A 15565-nucleotide genomic window follows, 5' to 3' on the forward strand; every position below is an offset into this window, starting at 1 on the left:
CTGGTGGGTGCCCCCGCACCGCACGCGGCCGACGCCACGACCGCTCCGCCTACGGCGCAAAAGAGAGACCACATTCGGCCGCGCCCGTGTCAGACTGATCGACATGGGGGACGTAGCGCTCAGCATCGATGACGGCACCGTCGTATGGCTGCGGGCCACACCCGCAGTCCCCGCCCAGGACACCGGACCGGCCACCGGCGACGACGCTCAACGGCACGCCGGGGACGGCGAGTTGGAACTTCCCGAAGGCTTCGGGTCGGCGCAGCCGGTCAGCGTCGACAGTCGGCTGCACCGCACGCTCACCCGCAGCGGCGAAGTGCTCGAAGAGGCCCTGCGACCGCTCGGCGGGGTACTCGGACGTATCCACCGCTCGATCGCGGACAGCAGCCACCACCCGGACGAGGTCACCGTCCAGTTCGGTGTCACCCTCGGCTCCGACCTGAAGCTCGGGGTGTTCTCCGGCAACGGCGAGGCCAGCTTCACCGTCTCCGCCACCTGGAAGCTCGGCAGTGACGCGGGTGAGACCGGTGGGACGACGCCGTGATCACCGGCGCCGGTGACGACACGCCGCTGCACCGCTCCTTCGTCTCCGTACGGCACGCCGGAGCGGCCATCGGCTGCGGCGTGCTGATCGCCGACCGGCTCGTCCTCACCTGCGCCCACGTCGTCAACAGCGCGCTGGGCAGGGACCGTTTCGACCGGCAGCCGCCCGGCGGCGAAGCGGTCACCCTCCGGCTGCCGCACCTCGCGCCGGGCCGCGACCTCACCGCCCACGTCGCCCACGAATGGTGGGCGCCGCCGCGCGCCACGGCCCGCGGCAGCGAGCCCGCCGTGCCGGGCCGGGTGCCGTACCACGGAGACCTCGCCGTCCTGGAGCTGGCGGCCGACCCGCCCGACGGGGCGCAGCCCGCGCCCTTCCTGCCGCACGGTCACGCCGGTGAGGTCATCGCCCTGTGGGCCAGCGGCAATCCGCTGCCCACCGTGCGCGCCGTGCCACGGGTCTCGGCGCCGCCCTGGATCGCGCTGGACGTGCTCGGCCCGGGACAGGTCACCGAGGGCTTCAGCGGCGGACCGCTGTGGGACCGCGCGCGCCAGGCCGTCGTCGGCCTGGTCACCGCCGTGCACCGCCCGCCGGAAGGATCCGCCGGGGCGCAGCCCACGATGTACGCCCTCAGCGTGCCCGCCATCGAAGCCGAACTCCCCACCCTGCCGCCGCCCGCAGTCCCCACCGCCAAACGCGGTGTGCAGCAACTGCTGGGCGCGCTGGAGCGGATCCTGACCAGGCCGGACGCGGTCCTGGACTGCGAGGAGCGGCTGGCCGCCCGGCTCGGGCGGCCGTCGGCAGGACCGGCCGCCGACCTGGAGCGGCTGGTCGGTCTGGCCGTCGGCGTCCGCCGCGGGATCCCCGAACTCCTCGAACTGGTCAGGGACCACCACGCGCCCTGGGGCGACCCGCACGGCCCCGCCGCCCACAGCGCCAGGGACGACTGGGAGGCGCTGCGCAGAGCGGCCCGTACGGTGCGCCCCGGCGAATACCTGACCACTCATCAGCGCCGCGGCCTGTCCGGGCTGCTGGCCCACTGCACCCGCACCGACGCGCGCACCCTGCTGCAACGCGTCCTGCCGCACGCGCCCGAGCTGCCCGAGGTGACCGGACTCGCCGACACCGTCGACGCGTTGGAGGGCTTCCCGCCGGCCCCCGGGACGCCGCTGCCGCCGCTGCTGCAAGGGGTGGTGCGGATCAGCGCGGACGAACGGGCGGCCGGCGCCTACCCGGCCGACGACCTGGACGCCTGGGTCGGCCGCGTCGCCGCCCGCTCGGGTGTGGACGAAGCGGCGGTCGACCAGTTCAGGGCCGACCTCGCGGCCACCGCCGTCCGGCCCCCGGCACCCGGGGCCGCCCCTCAGCCGGGCGTCACCGCGCCGCGCTTCGCCCCCCGCGTCCAGGTCGAGCTGCTGCCGGGGCCGTCAGGACGGGGCTTCACCTACCAGATCTGGGCCTGGCCCGACCGCGCCTCGCACCGCCTCCTCATGGTCAGGGACAGCGAGGCGGGCAGCGAGCAGGTGATCGACGACATCCGCCGGGTGCTGCGCACCGAGGTCAGGGAGGACCCGGAGACCGCCCTGGTGGAGTTCTTCCTGCCGGCCGCCTGGCTCGGCCTCGACGTGGACTCCTGGGAGTCCTGCGACAGCGACGAGGACGGCCCGTTCGCGCCGGGCATCAGCCGGCGGGTGGTGGTACGCACCACCGAGCGGTCCCGCGAGAGCTACGCGGGCTGGAAACACCGCACCGCCGCGCTGCCGCACGCCAAAGGCGTCGTACTCGACCACCGGCACACCGACCGCAAGGTGGCCCGCGCCCAGCTCGAAGTGCACCGCGACGCCGGCACCGTGGTGCTGTGCTGCCCGCCCGACCACCACGGCGCGCTGCTGCGGCAGTGCGTCCAGGCGGGGGTGCACACCGTGCTGTGGCACCGCGCCGACCACGGCGAGCGGATCGGCAGGGACCTGCTGGCGCTGGTGGACGGCACGCACCACACCGAGATCCCCGAAGCGGTGCGCCTGGAGCGGGCCAAGGCCGTCGCCGAGCCGGGACACACCGCGCACCACGGCCGGCGCCTCTCCCTGCTGTACGACGCACCCGACTTCCGTCCCGGCCCGCTCGCGCCGGACGCCTGGGTGCTGACACAGCCGTGAGGGGCGGGCCGTGACCGCGGCGGACACAGCGGGACGCACGCCGCACGGGCCGAAGCGCCCGGCGCGGCACGGCGGGCAGGAAACGGGGGACGTACCGGAAACAGGAGGAGAGCACGCGGTGACCGGACAGAGCGCAGCAGGCGGACGTGACGGCGGGGCGGCGGAGCCCGAGAACTGGTGGGTGTTCCGCGGCCCGTCGCCGCTGCCCGAGCCGCCGCCCTGGCGGCGCTTCCCCGCCGAACGCGGCAGGGAGACGGTGGACCCGTACCTCCTGGAGCACCACGAAATCTCCGTCGTCAACGCGGCACTGCACCTGCACCGCCCGCTGCTGGTCACCGGCCGCCCCGGCGCAGGCAAGAGCTCGCTGGCCCGCGCCATCGCCGACGAACTGGGGCTCGGCAGCGTCCTGCGCTGGTCCGTCAACAGCCGCTCCACCCTCCAGGACGCCCTCTACCGCTACGACGCGGTGGGCCGGCTGCGGGAGACCTCGCTGCGGCGCGAGCGCGAGGAACTGCGCGGGGCGCCGCGCCGGGCCGCGTCCCGGCGCCCGGCGCCCGCCGGCGACATCGGCCAGTACCTGCGGCTCGGCCCGCTGGGCAGCGCGCTGGCGGCCGGCCGGCCCCGGGTGCTGCTCGTCGACGAACTCGACAAGGCCGACATCGACCTGCCCAACGACCTCCTGGTCGTCCTGGAGGAGGGCGAATTCGAGATCCCCGAGCTGGCCCGGCTGCCCGAACACCAGCAGGACGTGCAGGTCCTGATGAGCGGGAGCCGGGAGCGGGTGCCCATCCACCGCGGCGTGGTCCGCTGCACCCACTTCCCGATCGTGGTCATGACGAGCAACGGCGAACGCGACTTCCCGCCCGCCTTCCTGCGCCGCTGTGTACGGCTCGACCTGCCCGAACCGACCGGCGACCGGCTGCGGAAGATCGTCGAACACCACCTGGGCGCCACGGCGTTGGCGGAGGCCGAGGACCTCATCGAGGCGTTCGAGCAGCGCACCAGGACCCAGACGCTGGCAACCGACCAGCTGCTCGCCGCCGTCCACCTCCGGATCAGCGGCGCCGACCTCAGCCGGGACGAACTGCTCTCCGCCGTGCTGCACCGCCTCGACGAGCCACTGTCGCCATGATCGACCAGCTGCGGCAGACCCTCGGAGGCGCCGGATACGACCTGGGAGCGACCGAACTCCTCGACGTGCTGTGGCTGGCACGGGCGATGGGGGCGTTGGGGGAGGAGGACGGGGAGGAGGGGGAGGACGGGAGTGCCGCCGAGGGTGCGGCTGATTCGGTGGGTGCGCCGGAGGTGTCGGGCCCTTCAGTCCCTTCAGACCCGTCGGACTCGGCAGTCCCGTCGGACCTGCCAGGGACCTCCAACTCGCCGACATCGCCGGGCAAGTTGGGGCACCGGGACTCCCGGGATGCACCGGCCCCGTCGAACCCTCCGGCCTTCCCGCTCCCTCCGACCTCCTCGACCCCATCGGCCTCCTCTGCCCCTCAACCCTCTCCATCCCCTCCAGAACCCAACGCCCCATCCGTCCCGCCCCGTCGCGCCCTCTACGGGATGGGGAGCCAGGGCGGTGCGCCGGACGGGGAGCGGGCCAGGGCCGCGCGGGTGCCGGGGCGCAGGGCGCTGCCGCACGCCCAGCAGTTGGGGCGGGAGCTGCGACCGCTGCACCGTGCCCAGGACCACCCGCAGCGCACCGTCACCGACATCGAGGCCACCGTCCGGCTGACCGCTGAGACCGGCTTCCTCGACGTGGTCAGCCGCCCGGAGCAGGAACGGCGCTGGACGGCTGTGCTGCTGGTGGACACCTCCCCGTCCCTCCAGGTGTGGGACACCCTCCCCGCCGAACTGCGCGCGCTGTTCGCCCGCAGCGGCGTCTTCCGCGCCGTCCACGTGTACGGCATCGACCCGCGGAACCCGGCGGGGCCGGGGCGCGGACAGCGGCCAGGCGCCACCCTGACGTTCCTGCTGACCGACGGCACGAGCGACGGGTGGCGCGACCCGCGGACGGTGGCGGCGCTGGAGGAGTGGGGGCGCGCGGGCCCGCTGGCCGTACTCAACCCGCTGCCCCGCAGGCTGTGGCGGGGCACCGCGCTGGAGGCCGTGCCCAGGAAACTCCTCTCGCCCGGCGCGTTCGCCCCGGCCCGTCGGCTGTCCGTCCGCGACCCGCTCAGCGGCGAGCGCGACCCGGCGGCGGACGGCGCGCTCGTGCTGCCGGTACTGCACCCGACGGCCTCCGCGCTGCGCCAATGGGCGGGCCTGCTCACCCGCCCCGGCGTCCCGCGGCTGCTCGACACGGCGCTGCTGGACGGGACGCCGGTCAGCCCCCGCCGCCTGCCGAAGGGCAGCGCGGAGGAACTGGTCGCGTACTTCCGGGGCGCCTTCTCGCCCGAGGCGTACCGCCTGGCCGTGCGGCTCTCCGCGATCCGGCCGCTGACCACACAGCTGATGCAACTGGTCCGCGCGGCCACGATGCGCGACGCGGGGCCCACCCATGTCGCCGAGATACTCCTGGGCGGCCTGCTGGAACCCACCGGGACCGGCCGGGAGACCGCCGCCGCCCGGACCATCGGCCGTGCCCTGCGCACCGGCCCGGCGGCCGGCCGGTGCGCGCAGCCGGTGTACGACTTCCGGCCCGGCGTACGGGACCTGCTCTCCAGCGGCCTCGGCGCGGAGGCGGCCGTGGAGGTCGTCGAGGCGGTCGGCAGGTCCCTGGAGCCGTACATGGGACGGCTGCCGGACTTCCCCGTGCTGATGGGGGACGCGGCGGGCGAGATGCGGCTGAAGGAGTCGGCGCGGGCGTTCGCGGTGCTGGCGAGCCCGGTGCTGGAACGGATGGGCGGGACGCCGGGCGCGACGGCACCGCCGCCGCCCGCGCCTCCTGTGCGGTCCGCCGACGTCCAACTCCCCACATCCGGCGAGCCGTTCGACGTGCCGTCCGGCGAACCGTCCGATGTGCCACCCGACAAGCCGTCCGACGAGCCGTCCGACGAGCCGTCCGACGAGCCGTTCATCGGCCGTGACGAGGAGGCCGCCCGGTTGCTCGCGGGTCTGACGGATGGCGGCGAGGCGGGTGCCGGGTCGCCGCGCTGCCGGTTCCTGTACGGCCCTCCGGGGGTCGGCAAGTCGGCGCTCGCCCGGCGGGTGGCGCGGGAGGCGGCCGAGCACTTCCCGGACGGCCGGCTGTTCGTGTCGCTGCGGCGGTCCGGCGGCGCGGGCGCGGCGGCCGAAGAACCGGTGGCCGCCGCCCTGGCCGAGCTGCTGGCCAGGCTCGGCGAGCCGGCCGATGGCCTGCCCACCGCCGTCGGCCCCCTCGCCGCGCGCTACCGGTCCAGGACCGAGGGCCGCCGGCTGCTCCTCGTGATCGACGACGTGCCCCCGGCGTCTGAGGACGCCGCCGTGCCCCCTGAGCTGCTGCCCGCGGGCCCCGGCAGCGCCGTCCTGGGTGTCGGCACCCGCCGTCAGGACCCCGGCGCACTGCTGCTGACCGGCCTGCGCACGGACGAGGCACGGGAGTTGCTCGGCGCGCTGATCGGCGCGGAGCGGGTGGCCGCCGAACCGGAGGCGGCGGACGCCGTGGTGGCCGCGACGGCCGGGCTCCCGGCGGCCCTGCGCACCGCGGCCGACCGGCTCACCGCGTCCGGCCGGACGCTCGCCGAGTGGCTCGAAGAGCGGCCGGGCGCCCTCTTCCCCACGGGCTCCGGTTCCGCCACGGCCACCGGCTCCGCCGCCGCGTGGGCCGACGGCGTCCTCGCGGGGCCGCCCGCGCGGCGCGCCTTCCGGATGCTCGCCGTCCCGGACGGCGAGGCGATCTCCCGGGACGCGGCGGCTGCGCTGCTGGACGTCCCGGTGGCGCGGCTGACGCCGGTGCTTGCCGAGCTGGTGGCGGCCGGTCTCGTGACGGAGTCGGGGCCGGACCGCTACCGCCACACCGGGCTGCTGCGCCCGCTCGCCCGTGACCTCGCGCTGCGTGAACTGTCCGCGTCCACACGGGAAGCGGGGCTGGCCAGGCTGCTGGAGTGGTACCTCGTCACCGGGCAGCGGATCCACCGGCGCCGCTACCCGGGCGACCGGCTGCCTGACGAACTCGCCGGGAGCTCCCGCAAGAGCGGGCCGCCCGCAGGCGAGCGGCCCGGGACGCAGGCCGGGTGGGCGGAGGAGATGCCGCAGGTGCTGGCCCTGGTGCGGCAGGTGGCGGCGGATTCGGCCGCGGGCGCCGCGTCCGGAGGGGGCGCCTTCGCCGTCCGTTCGCACGTGGCCCTGCGCAGGGCGGCCGACCTGCTGCTGGTGGCCCAGCCCGCGGCGGAATCCGGCGTGTACGGCGCGGAGTTCGGGCCCGCCGCGCGCATCGTCGCGGACCGCGCGGCCCTGGAGGGCGAACACCGCGCGGAGGGCAGGGCCAGGCTGGTGCTCGCCGAGGCGCTCGCCGCGCGGGGCAGGTTCGCCGCGGCGGAGAAGGAGGTGCGGCGGGCCGACCGCGCCGGGCGGGCCGCCGACGACTCCCTCACCCGTTTCCGGGCGCCGCTCGCCCACGGCCTCATCGCGCTGCACCAAGGCCGGTTCGACGACGCCGAGCGGCAGTTGACACCGGCATGGGAGCGCTGCCGCAGCCGCCGGGACACCCTCGGCGAGGCCACCGTACTGGCCGCGCTCGCGCGGGTCTGGGCGGCCGGCGGCGCGGGCGGCGACGCCGTCCCCTACGCGGAGTGGAGCGTCGGCGCGTACGAACGCGTCGGCCGCACCCCGCGACTCGCGCACGGCCTGTACGCACTGGCCGAGGCGCTGGCGGCGGACGGCAGGAGCGGCGAGGCGCTGCGCCGCATCTCCGAAGCGCTGCCGCTGTTCGACGCGGACGGACAGGACCTCTGGGCCGCCAGGGCCCGCAGCCGGATGGCCCAGGCGATGGTCGCGGTGATCCGCCCGCACGACGCGCTGAACGCCGCACAGGACGCGGCGGCGCGGCTGATGGCGCCAGGCGGCGAACGCTGGCGGGCCGACGCGCTGACCGTGCTGGGGCGGGCCGAGAGCGCCCTGGGCCACCAGCAGAGCGCGGAGGCCCACTGGCGTGACGCGCTCGCCGTCTACGAGGAGTTCGACGCGACGGCGGACGCCGACGAGATCCGCGCCCTGCTGCGGGAGCGGCCGGGAGCGCCCGCCGGTACCTCCCGCACGGCGGAGTGGGCGCGGGCCGGCACCGCGCTGCGCGATCTGACCGCCGCCGTCCGGGTGCTGCGCGACCGGCTGCGGCTGCGCACCGCGGGCCGGTCCGCGTCCGGCGTCAGGGCCCGGCAGCTCGCCGTCCTGGCCGCCGCGGAGGCCGGGCTGGCCGCGCGGCTGGCCGCGTTCGCCCGCACCGGCCGCCCGGACGCGGCGGCGGGCGCCGAAGAGGAACGCCTGCGGGCGGTGGCGGCGCAGCTCGCGGATTCGGAAGCGTCGGACGCGGGGCTGACGGCCGCCGCCCGGGACGTGGCGCGGCGCCTCGGGCGGTAGCCGGTGGCCGGGGCGCCACCGCGCGCCGGACATGCGCCCCCGAGGCCCGCGACGGCTGCTCGTAGAATCGTCGCACCATGGTTTACCTCGACCACGCCGCCACCACTCCGATGCTCCCGGAAGCGGTGCAGGCGATGACCGCCCAGCTGACCGTCACCGGCAACGCGTCCTCCCTGCATGCCGCCGGCCGGCGGGCCCGGCGCGCCGTCGAGGAGGCACGCGAATCGCTCGCCGCCTCACTCGGCGCCCGTCCCAGCGAGGTCGTCTTCACGGCCGGCGGCACCGAGGCCGACAACCTCGCGGTCAAGGGCCTGTTCTGGTCCCGCAGGGACGCCGACCCGGCCCGTACCCGCGTCCTCGCCAGCCCCGTCGAGCACCACGCCGTGCTGGACGCCGTGGAGTGGCTCGCCGAGCACGAAGGCGCCGACGTCGAATGGCTGCCGGTCGACGCGCTGGGCAGGGTGCACGCCGACGCGCTGCGCGAGGCCGTCGCCCGCAATCCCGCCGACGTCGCCCTGGCCACCGTCATGTGGGCCAACAACGAGATCGGCACCCTCCAGCCGGTCCACGAACTCGCCCGCGTGGCCCGCGAGTTCGGGATCCCGCTGCACGCCGACGCGGTGCAGGCGGTCGGCCAGGTCGAGGTCGACTTCGCCGCTTCGGGCCTCGCCGCGATGACCGTCTCAGGACACAAGATCGGCGGCCCGTACGGCATCGGCGCGCTGCTGCTCGGCCGCGAGTGGGCGCCCGTCCCGGTGCTGCACGGCGGCGGCCAGGAGCGGCAGGTGCGCTCCGGCACCCTCGACACCCCCGCCATCGCCGCCTTCGCCGCCGCCGGGCGGCACGCCGTCGCCCACCGCGCGGACTTCGCCCGGGACATCGGCGCGCTCCGCGACGACCTGATCAAGGCCGTCCGCGCCGCCGCCCCCGACGCCGTACTGGGCGGCGACCCCGACCCGGCGGGACGCCTCCCCGCCAACGCGCACTTCTCCTTCCCCGGTTGCGAGGGCGACTCCCTGCTCCTCCTCCTGGACGCCCAGGGCATCGAGTGCTCCACGGGGTCCGCCTGCACGGCGGGCGTCGCGCAGCCGAGCCACGTCCTGCTGGCCACCGGCATGGCCCCGGAGCTGGCCCGCGGTACGCTCCGCTTCTCCCTGGGGCACACCTCCACCGCCGCGGACGTGGCGGCGCTGGCGGACGCCATCGGACCGGTGGCGGAACGGGCCCGCAGCGCGGGCCTGAGCTAGGACCCGTCCGGGGAGCGCCCTGCACCCGAACCGAACGGGAAGATGCTGTGTTCTGGATAGCCGGCCTGATCGCGCTGGTCGCCGCCGCCCTCTGCGGATTTCTCCACCGGGTGTCCCGCACCCGTACGCGGGTGATGGAGCGCACCGAGACGCTGCCGGTGCGTGACCTGCGGGCCCTGCACGAGGCGGCTGCCGACGCCGCGGGCGCGGGGCACTTCCGCTACCGCTGCGAGGTCGCGGGCCAGGCCCGCGCGCACAAGGACGGCGCGCTGCGCTCGCAGATCGCCGAGCTGGACTGCGTCTGGCACCGCCACAAGGTCACCCGTAAGTACGAGGAGACATACCGGGACGGCAACGGCAACCGCAAGCGCCGTACCCGTACCGAGGTGGTCTCCGAGCACGCCACGTCGACCGCGTTCTTCGTCGAGGACGCCACCGGCAAGATGGTGATCAGGCCGGGCGAGCACACCGTCGTCGGCGCCGAGAAGGTCGTCGACCGCTTCGACCCGCACACCGCGGGCGGCAACAGCCTGTCGATCGGCCCGCTGAGCCTGAACCTCGGTGGCGACGGCACCATCGGCTTCCGGCACGAGGAGTGGATCGTCCGCCCCGGCAGCCGCTTCTTCGTCCACGGCGAGGCGGGCGACGGCGGCGGCCGCCTCGCCGTCGGCGCACCCGAGGAGGGCGGCGTCTTCGTGATGTCGGTCAAGCCGGAGGAGGAGCTGCTGCGCGGCGAGCGGCGCAAGGCCCTGCTGCTCGCGGCCGGCACCGGCGTGCTCGGCGTCGCGGCGGTGGCACTCCTGGTCCTCGCCGTTATCCGCTGACCTGCGAAGACGAAGGCGAAGGCGAGGGTGGCGGCGGGCGCCGCAGCTCGGCGCGGACCAGCCGCAGATAGCGGTCCCAGTCCCAGTGCGGACCCGGGTCGGTGTGGTCGGCGCCCGGCACCTCCACGTGCCCGATGATGTGCTTCCGGTCGGCGGGGAAGCCGTAGCGGCGGCATATCCCGGCCGTCAGGCGGGCCGACGCGGCGTACATGGCGTCGGTGAAGGACTCCGGGCGGTCGACGAAGCCCTCGTGCTCGATGCCGATGCTGCGTTCGTTGTACGCGCGATTGCCGGCGTGGAACGCCACGTCCAGCTCCCGCACCACCTGCGCGACGTGGCCGTCCTTGCGCACGACGTAGTGCGAGGCGGCGGCGTGCCACGGGTCCTGGAAGACCTTCAGGGCCGTCGCGTAGCTGCCCTGGACGACGTGGATCACCACCCGGTCTATGCGGTAGTCGGACGGCCGCTCGGCCCGCCGCCAGTTCGCCGGGTCCGCCGCGACCCACTGGGCGCCCCGCTGATCGACGGCGCCCGGTGTCCGCGGCTCGGCGTCCGACGGCGGCCGCACCCATCGCCGCAGCTCGTCGCGGGCCGCGAAGGCGCCGGTGCCGGCGGCCACGAGACCGCCGCCACCGAGCCACAGCGCCCGACGCCTGCTGATGCCCGGCTTCGGCCGATCCTTCTTCCCCATGCGCTGGATAACGCTTTCGGACCCGTCGGTGGTTCCGTCTACCCTGGGGTGGTTATGACTGACGCTCCCCGCCGCCTCCGTGTCCTCGCCGCCATGTCCGGCGGTGTCGACTCCGCCGTCGCCGCCGCCCGTGCCGCCGAGGCCGGCCATGACGTGACCGGCGTGCACCTCGCGCTCTCCGAGAACCCGAAGTCCTTCCGTACCGGCGCCCGCGGCTGCTGCACGATCGAGGACTCGCACGACGCGCGCCGCGCCGCGGACGTCATCGGCATCCCGTTCTACGTCTGGGACCTCGCCGAGCGCTTCCGTGAGGACGTCGTCGACGACTTCGTCGCCGAGTACGAAGCGGGCCGCACCCCCAACCCGTGCCTGCGCTGCAACGAAAAGATCAAGTTCGCCGCGCTGCTCGACAAGGCGCTCGCCCTCGGCTTCGACGCGGTGTGCACCGGCCACTACGCCACCGTCGTCCTCCGGGAGGACGGCAGCCGCGAACTGCACCGGGCATCCGACATGGCCAAGGACCAGTCGTACGTGCTCGGCGTCCTGGACGACCGGCAGCTCGCGCACGCCATGTTCCCGCTCGGCGACACCCTCACCACCAAGGCCGAGATCCGCGAAGAGGCCGCCCGCCGTGGCCTGTTCGTCGCCAAGAAGCCGGACAGCCACGACATCTGCTTCATCGCCGACGGCGACACCCAGGGCTTCCTCGCCAAGCGACTCGGCACCGCCGAGGGCGACATCGTCGACGAGTCGGGCAACCGCCTCGGCAGCCACGACGGCGCCTACGGCTTCACCATCGGCCAGCGCAAGGGCCTGCGCATCGGCACCCCGGCGGCCGACGGCAAGCCCCGCTACGTCCTGGACATCTCCCCGGTCGACAACACCGTCACCGTCGGCCCCGCCGCCTCCCTCGACGTCACCGCCCTCACCGCCATCCGCCCCCGCTGGTGCGGCCTGCCGCCGGCCGCGGGCCCCGCCGTCTACACCGCGCAGCTCCGCGCCCACGGCGGTGAGACGGAGGTGACGGCTGAGGTCGTCGACGGCGCCACGCTCCGGGTGACCTTCACCGAACCGGTCCGCGGGGTGGCCCCCGGGCAGGCCATCGTCCTCTACGACGGCACCCGCGTCGTCGGCTCGGCGACCATCGCCACGACCGAGCGCAGGGCGCACGCGGAAGCCTGACCTCCAGGGCGTACGGACTGCACCGCACGCCCTGACAAATGTCACGGCCAGGACAGGACAGTTGGAGCTGTCGGCGGGCCGGGCGCCGGGCGAAGCTGGGGGCACGCCGCAACCGAGCGGCGGCACCGCGCAGTTCAGCGCCGGACCCGGGGGAGTACGTCATGGGGCAGGACCGGCCCGTCACCACCGAGCGCAGCAACCCGCTGCTCCGGAGCTTCCTTCCGCTCCTCGCGGACGTCGGCATTCCGCTGGGCTCGTACTACGTGCTCAGCGCCGGATTCGGCCTCGGCACGGTGGCCGCGCTCGGCTGGAGCAGCGTGGTGCCCGCGCTGCGGACGGTCTGGGGGCTCGTCAGGAGCCGCCGGGTCAACGGCCTGGCGCTGCTGATCCTGCTCGTCAACGCCGCCGGTCTCGCGCTGAGCACGATGACGGGCGACGCCCGGCTGATGCTCGCCAAGGACAGCGGCGTGAGCAGCGTCGTCGGGATCGCGATCCTGCTCTCCGCGCGCACCGGCAGGCCGCTGATGACGACCGGACTCAAGCCCTGGGTGACGAAGGGGACCGCTGAGGGCACCGCGGCCTGGGACCGGCTGAGCGCCGGGTCGGCTCCGTTCCGCAGGGCCGAGCGGCGGTTCTCGGCGATCTGGGGGAGCGCGCTGCTGGCCGAGTGCGCGGCCCGCACAGCCGGCGCGTACACGCTGCCGGTGGACACGATGGTCTGGCTGGGCACGGTGATCCTGGTGGTGGCCGTCCTGGTGGCGATGGTGGTGGCCGGGGGGAGCTGCGCGGATCCGATGGAGAAGATGGTCGGCGCCGAGGTCGCGGCGCGAGCGGCGGAGCGGGACGCCGCGGAAGGCGTCGCCGGGACGCCCGTCGGCACCCCGGTCTGAGGCTTTTCCCCACCCCCGCGGCCGATGACGCGGTACCGGCAAATAGGGTCGGTGACGCGACGGGACGTCCGAGGGCCGCTGCGGCGAGAATGTGCCAGGAATCGAACCGAACCGCAGCAGGCTTTTCGTCGGCCACGAAAGGGATCCGAAGATATGTCGACTGTTCAGTCCGAGGTCAAGGCCGGGGTTCATTCGGCCGGGCCGGCATCCCTGCACGCGGAGCTGGTCCGGCGGAATCCCGGTGAGCCGGAATTCCACCAGGCGGCCCTGGAGGTGCTGGAGACGCTGGCCCCTGTGCTGGCGGCCCGTCCGGAGTTCGCCGAGGCGAAAATCCTTGAGCGGATCTGTGAGCCGGAACGGCAGATCATGTTCCGGGTTCCCTGGCAGGACGATTCCGGGGCGATCCGCGTCAACCGGGGCTTCCGGGTGGAATTCAACAGCGCACTCGGCCCGTACAAGGGCGGACTGCGGTTCCATTCGTCCGTGAATCTGGGGATCGTGAAGTTCCTCGGCTTCGAGCAGATCTTCAAGAATTCCCTCACCGGCCTCAATATCGGAGGCGGCAAGGGCGGCAGCGACTTCGATCCGCACGGCAGGTCGGACGCCGAGGTGATGCGGTTCTGCCAGTCGTTCATGACCGAGCTGTACCGGCACCTGGGCGAGCACACCGATGTGCCGGCCGGTGACATCGGCGTCGGCGGCCGGGAGATCGGCTACCTCTTCGGCCAGTACCGCCGCGTCACCAACCGCTGGGAAGGCGGGATGCTGACCGGCAAGGGCCTCGAATGGGGCGGCTCCAAGGTCCGCACCGAGGCCACCGGCTACGGCAACGTCCTCTTCACCGAGGAGATGCTCAAGAAGCGCGGTGAGGAGCTGGACGGCCAGCGGGTCGTCGTCTCCGGCTCGGGCAACGTCGCGATCTACACCATCGAGAAGGCCCAGGCGCTCGGCGCCCACGTCCTGACCTGCTCGGACTCCGGCGGCTATGTCGTCGATGAGAAGGGCATCGACCTCGCGCTGCTCCAGCAGATCAAGGAGGTCGAGCGCGGCCGGATCTCCGAGTACGTGGCACGGCGCGGCGCGTCGGCCCGGTACATCGAGGGCGGGCGGGTGTGGGACGTCCCCTGCGAGGTGGCGCTGCCGTCGGCCACACAGAACGAACTCGACGCGGACGCCGCCCGGATCCTGATCCGGGGCGGCGTCAAGGCGGTGTCCGAGGGGGCGAACATGCCGACCACCCCGGAGGCGGTGGCCCTCCTCAAGGAGGCGGGGGTGGCCTTCGGCCCCGGCAAGGCGGCCAACGCGGGCGGCGTGGCCACCAGCGCCCTGGAGATGCGGCAGAACTCCGCGCGCGAGTCATGGACCTTCGAGCGCGCCGAGGGCGAACTCGCGGCGATCATGCAGGGCATCCACCACACCTGTTACGAGACGGCCGAACGGTTCGGGCTGCCGGGCGACTACGTCGCGGGCGCGAACATCGCCGGGTTCGAGCGGGTCGCGGACGCGATGCTGGCGCAGGGGCTGATCTAGGGCCGCCCGCCGCCCGCCGCCCGCCGCTCGCTGCTCGCCGCCCGCGGTCAGCCGGCCGGCGGGGTGTCGACGAGGTCGGTGACGAACCTGCGGAGCCGTCCGCTGATCACCGGCGTGACGCCGTGGATGACCTGGGCGCCGTAGGCGACGGCCACCCCGGCGCCGGCGTCGGTGAGCCACCGGCTCTTACGGGGCCCGGCGAGCCAGGCGGGCGGCGATGCGTGCGGGCACGGCGCGTGCGGCAGGCTGCGGCAGACCGGGGTGCCGGGCAGATAGCCGTCGGCCTCGCCCAGCACGGCGCCGGTCCAGGGGGCGGGGTCGGACGTCGTCTCGATGTAGAACCGCCCGCCCGCATCGGCCTCGGCGACCGCGACGCCGATCCGCCCGATGCGGCGCGGCGGGGTCCGGGGGCTGATGATGCCGTCGAGGTGGGTGGGGACGCTCTGGCCCGCGATGAGTTCGGTGTAGCTCCAGGGGGTCGCCCCGGCGATCGACGGCGTGCCCCGCCGGATCGCGGGCAGCGCACGGTAGGTCGCCTCGGCCAGGATCTGCTGTGCCGCACCGGGCGCGGGCAGCACCTCGGGCTGCCCGACCGGGCGCCAACCGGCGGTCTCACTGTCCATGATCTTGATGAGCCGGGCGGTTTCGTCGGAGGTGAGGAAGTCCTCGACCGTCTGCAGCATCAACGTCTCGCTGACATGAATCACTGTGCCTCCTCGCGCAGATCCGCCGCACCGCCACTTCCGGGGGGCCGCTCGCGAGGGCCGCTTCCCGGACGGCCCGTGCGGACCTTCCCCTCGGAGGGTCCGCACGGGCGCCGTCCCGGGCGGCCGTACGCTCCCCCCGGCGGTCCGTACGGCTCCCCCCTCGGGCATCCGTACGGCCCCCCGGCCCTCCGTACGGTGCCCGGGTGGTCCCCGCGGCCGGTGTGTGCGGGACGGTTGTCCGCAGCGGCCGTCCGCAGCGACCGTAGGACCACCGTCGCGGCGCCGGACTGCCTGCGGGCAG

General features: G+C 74.7%; 11 protein-coding genes. 9 read left to right on the forward strand and 2 right to left on the reverse strand.

Annotated elements, in window-relative coordinates; translation table 11 throughout:
• The first annotated feature begins 103 nt into the window (after positions 1-103).
• The 6 genes from ACIBK8_RS02410 to ACIBK8_RS02435 all read left to right on the forward strand — a co-directional run bounded on the left by ACIBK8_RS02410 (position 104) and on the right by ACIBK8_RS02435 (position 10264).
• On the forward strand, positions 104-544 hold the full coding sequence (locus ACIBK8_RS02410) for a CU044_2847 family protein (RefSeq protein ID WP_399039621.1): 441 nt from the start codon (positions 104-106) through the stop codon (positions 542-544).
• Complete coding sequence (locus ACIBK8_RS02415; RefSeq protein ID WP_399039623.1) at positions 541-2697, forward strand: trypsin-like peptidase domain-containing protein; 2157 nt, start codon at positions 541-543, stop codon at positions 2695-2697. Before ACIBK8_RS02410 ends, ACIBK8_RS02415 begins: the two co-directional genes overlap by 4 nt.
• A gap of 118 nt (positions 2698-2815) precedes the next feature.
• Complete coding sequence (locus tag ACIBK8_RS02420) at positions 2816-3829, forward strand: AAA family ATPase (protein ID WP_399039624.1); 1014 nt, start codon at positions 2816-2818, stop codon at positions 3827-3829.
• Positions 3826-8193 (forward strand): SAV_2336 N-terminal domain-related protein, encoded by a 4368-nt coding sequence (locus ACIBK8_RS02425; protein ID WP_399039626.1) that lies wholly within the window; start codon positions 3826-3828, stop codon positions 8191-8193. Before ACIBK8_RS02420 ends, ACIBK8_RS02425 begins: the two co-directional genes overlap by 4 nt.
• A gap of 77 nt (positions 8194-8270) precedes the next feature.
• Positions 8271-9440, forward strand: a complete 1170-nt coding sequence (locus ACIBK8_RS02430) for a cysteine desulfurase family protein (protein WP_399039627.1) — start codon at positions 8271-8273, stop codon at positions 9438-9440.
• A gap of 47 nt (positions 9441-9487) precedes the next feature.
• On the forward strand, positions 9488-10264 hold the full coding sequence (locus tag ACIBK8_RS02435) for a GIDE domain-containing protein (protein WP_399039629.1): 777 nt from the start codon (positions 9488-9490) through the stop codon (positions 10262-10264).
• On the opposite strand, the gene ACIBK8_RS02440 is transcribed toward ACIBK8_RS02435, so the two are convergent.
• Positions 10254-10955, reverse strand: a complete 702-nt coding sequence (locus tag ACIBK8_RS02440) for an N-acetylmuramoyl-L-alanine amidase (protein ID WP_399039631.1) — start codon at positions 10953-10955, stop codon at positions 10254-10256. The two genes, ACIBK8_RS02435 and ACIBK8_RS02440, sit on opposite strands and share 11 nt — an antisense overlap.
• A 54-nt stretch (positions 10956-11009) precedes the next feature.
• On the opposite strand from ACIBK8_RS02440, the gene mnmA reads away from it, so the two are divergent.
• The 3 genes from mnmA to gdhA all read left to right on the forward strand — a co-directional run bounded on the left by mnmA (position 11010) and on the right by gdhA (position 14557).
• Positions 11010-12137 (forward strand): tRNA 2-thiouridine(34) synthase MnmA, encoded by a 1128-nt coding sequence (mnmA, locus tag ACIBK8_RS02445; protein ID WP_399039632.1) that lies wholly within the window; start codon positions 11010-11012, stop codon positions 12135-12137.
• 161 nt (positions 12138-12298) lie between these two features.
• On the forward strand, positions 12299-13027 hold the full coding sequence (locus ACIBK8_RS02450; RefSeq protein ID WP_399039633.1) for a VC0807 family protein: 729 nt from the start codon (positions 12299-12301) through the stop codon (positions 13025-13027).
• Between the two features lie 153 nt (positions 13028-13180).
• Positions 13181-14557: an NADP-specific glutamate dehydrogenase gene (gene gdhA, locus ACIBK8_RS02455; RefSeq protein ID WP_399039634.1), complete on the forward strand. Its 1377-nt coding sequence runs from the start codon at positions 13181-13183 to the stop codon at positions 14555-14557.
• A 47-nt stretch (positions 14558-14604) separates the two neighbouring features.
• Here gdhA and ACIBK8_RS02460 read toward each other — a convergent pair whose 3' ends face one another.
• Positions 14605-15264, reverse strand: coding sequence for a hypothetical protein (locus tag ACIBK8_RS02460; protein ID WP_399039635.1), 660 nt, complete (start codon positions 15262-15264; stop codon positions 14605-14607).
• Positions 15265-15565: the final 301 nt, after the last annotated feature.

This window comes from Streptomyces sp. NPDC050161 (assembly GCF_044460025.1).
Lineage (GTDB): Bacteria > Actinomycetota > Actinomycetes > Streptomycetales > Streptomycetaceae > Streptomyces.

What these genes read in the sequence shown, in the direction of transcription:
- gdhA (WP_399039634.1), top strand. Translation starts at nt 13,181, where the DNA reads ATGTCGACTGTTCAGTCCGAGGTCAAGGCCGGGGTTCATTCGGCCGGG.
- ACIBK8_RS02425 (WP_399039626.1), top strand. Translation starts at nt 3,826, where the DNA reads ATGATCGACCAGCTGCGGCAGACCCTCGGAGGCGCCGGATACGACCTG.
- mnmA (WP_399039632.1), top strand. Translation starts at nt 11,010, where the DNA reads ATGACTGACGCTCCCCGCCGCCTCCGTGTCCTCGCCGCCATGTCCGGC.
- ACIBK8_RS02450 (WP_399039633.1), top strand. Translation starts at nt 12,299, where the DNA reads ATGGGGCAGGACCGGCCCGTCACCACCGAGCGCAGCAACCCGCTGCTC.
- ACIBK8_RS02440 (WP_399039631.1), bottom strand. Translation starts at nt 10,955, where the DNA reads ATGGGGAAGAAGGATCGGCCGAAGCCGGGCATCAGCAGGCGTCGGGCG.
- ACIBK8_RS02430 (WP_399039627.1), top strand. Translation starts at nt 8,271, where the DNA reads ATGGTTTACCTCGACCACGCCGCCACCACTCCGATGCTCCCGGAAGCG.
- ACIBK8_RS02410 (WP_399039621.1), top strand. Translation starts at nt 104, where the DNA reads ATGGGGGACGTAGCGCTCAGCATCGATGACGGCACCGTCGTATGGCTG.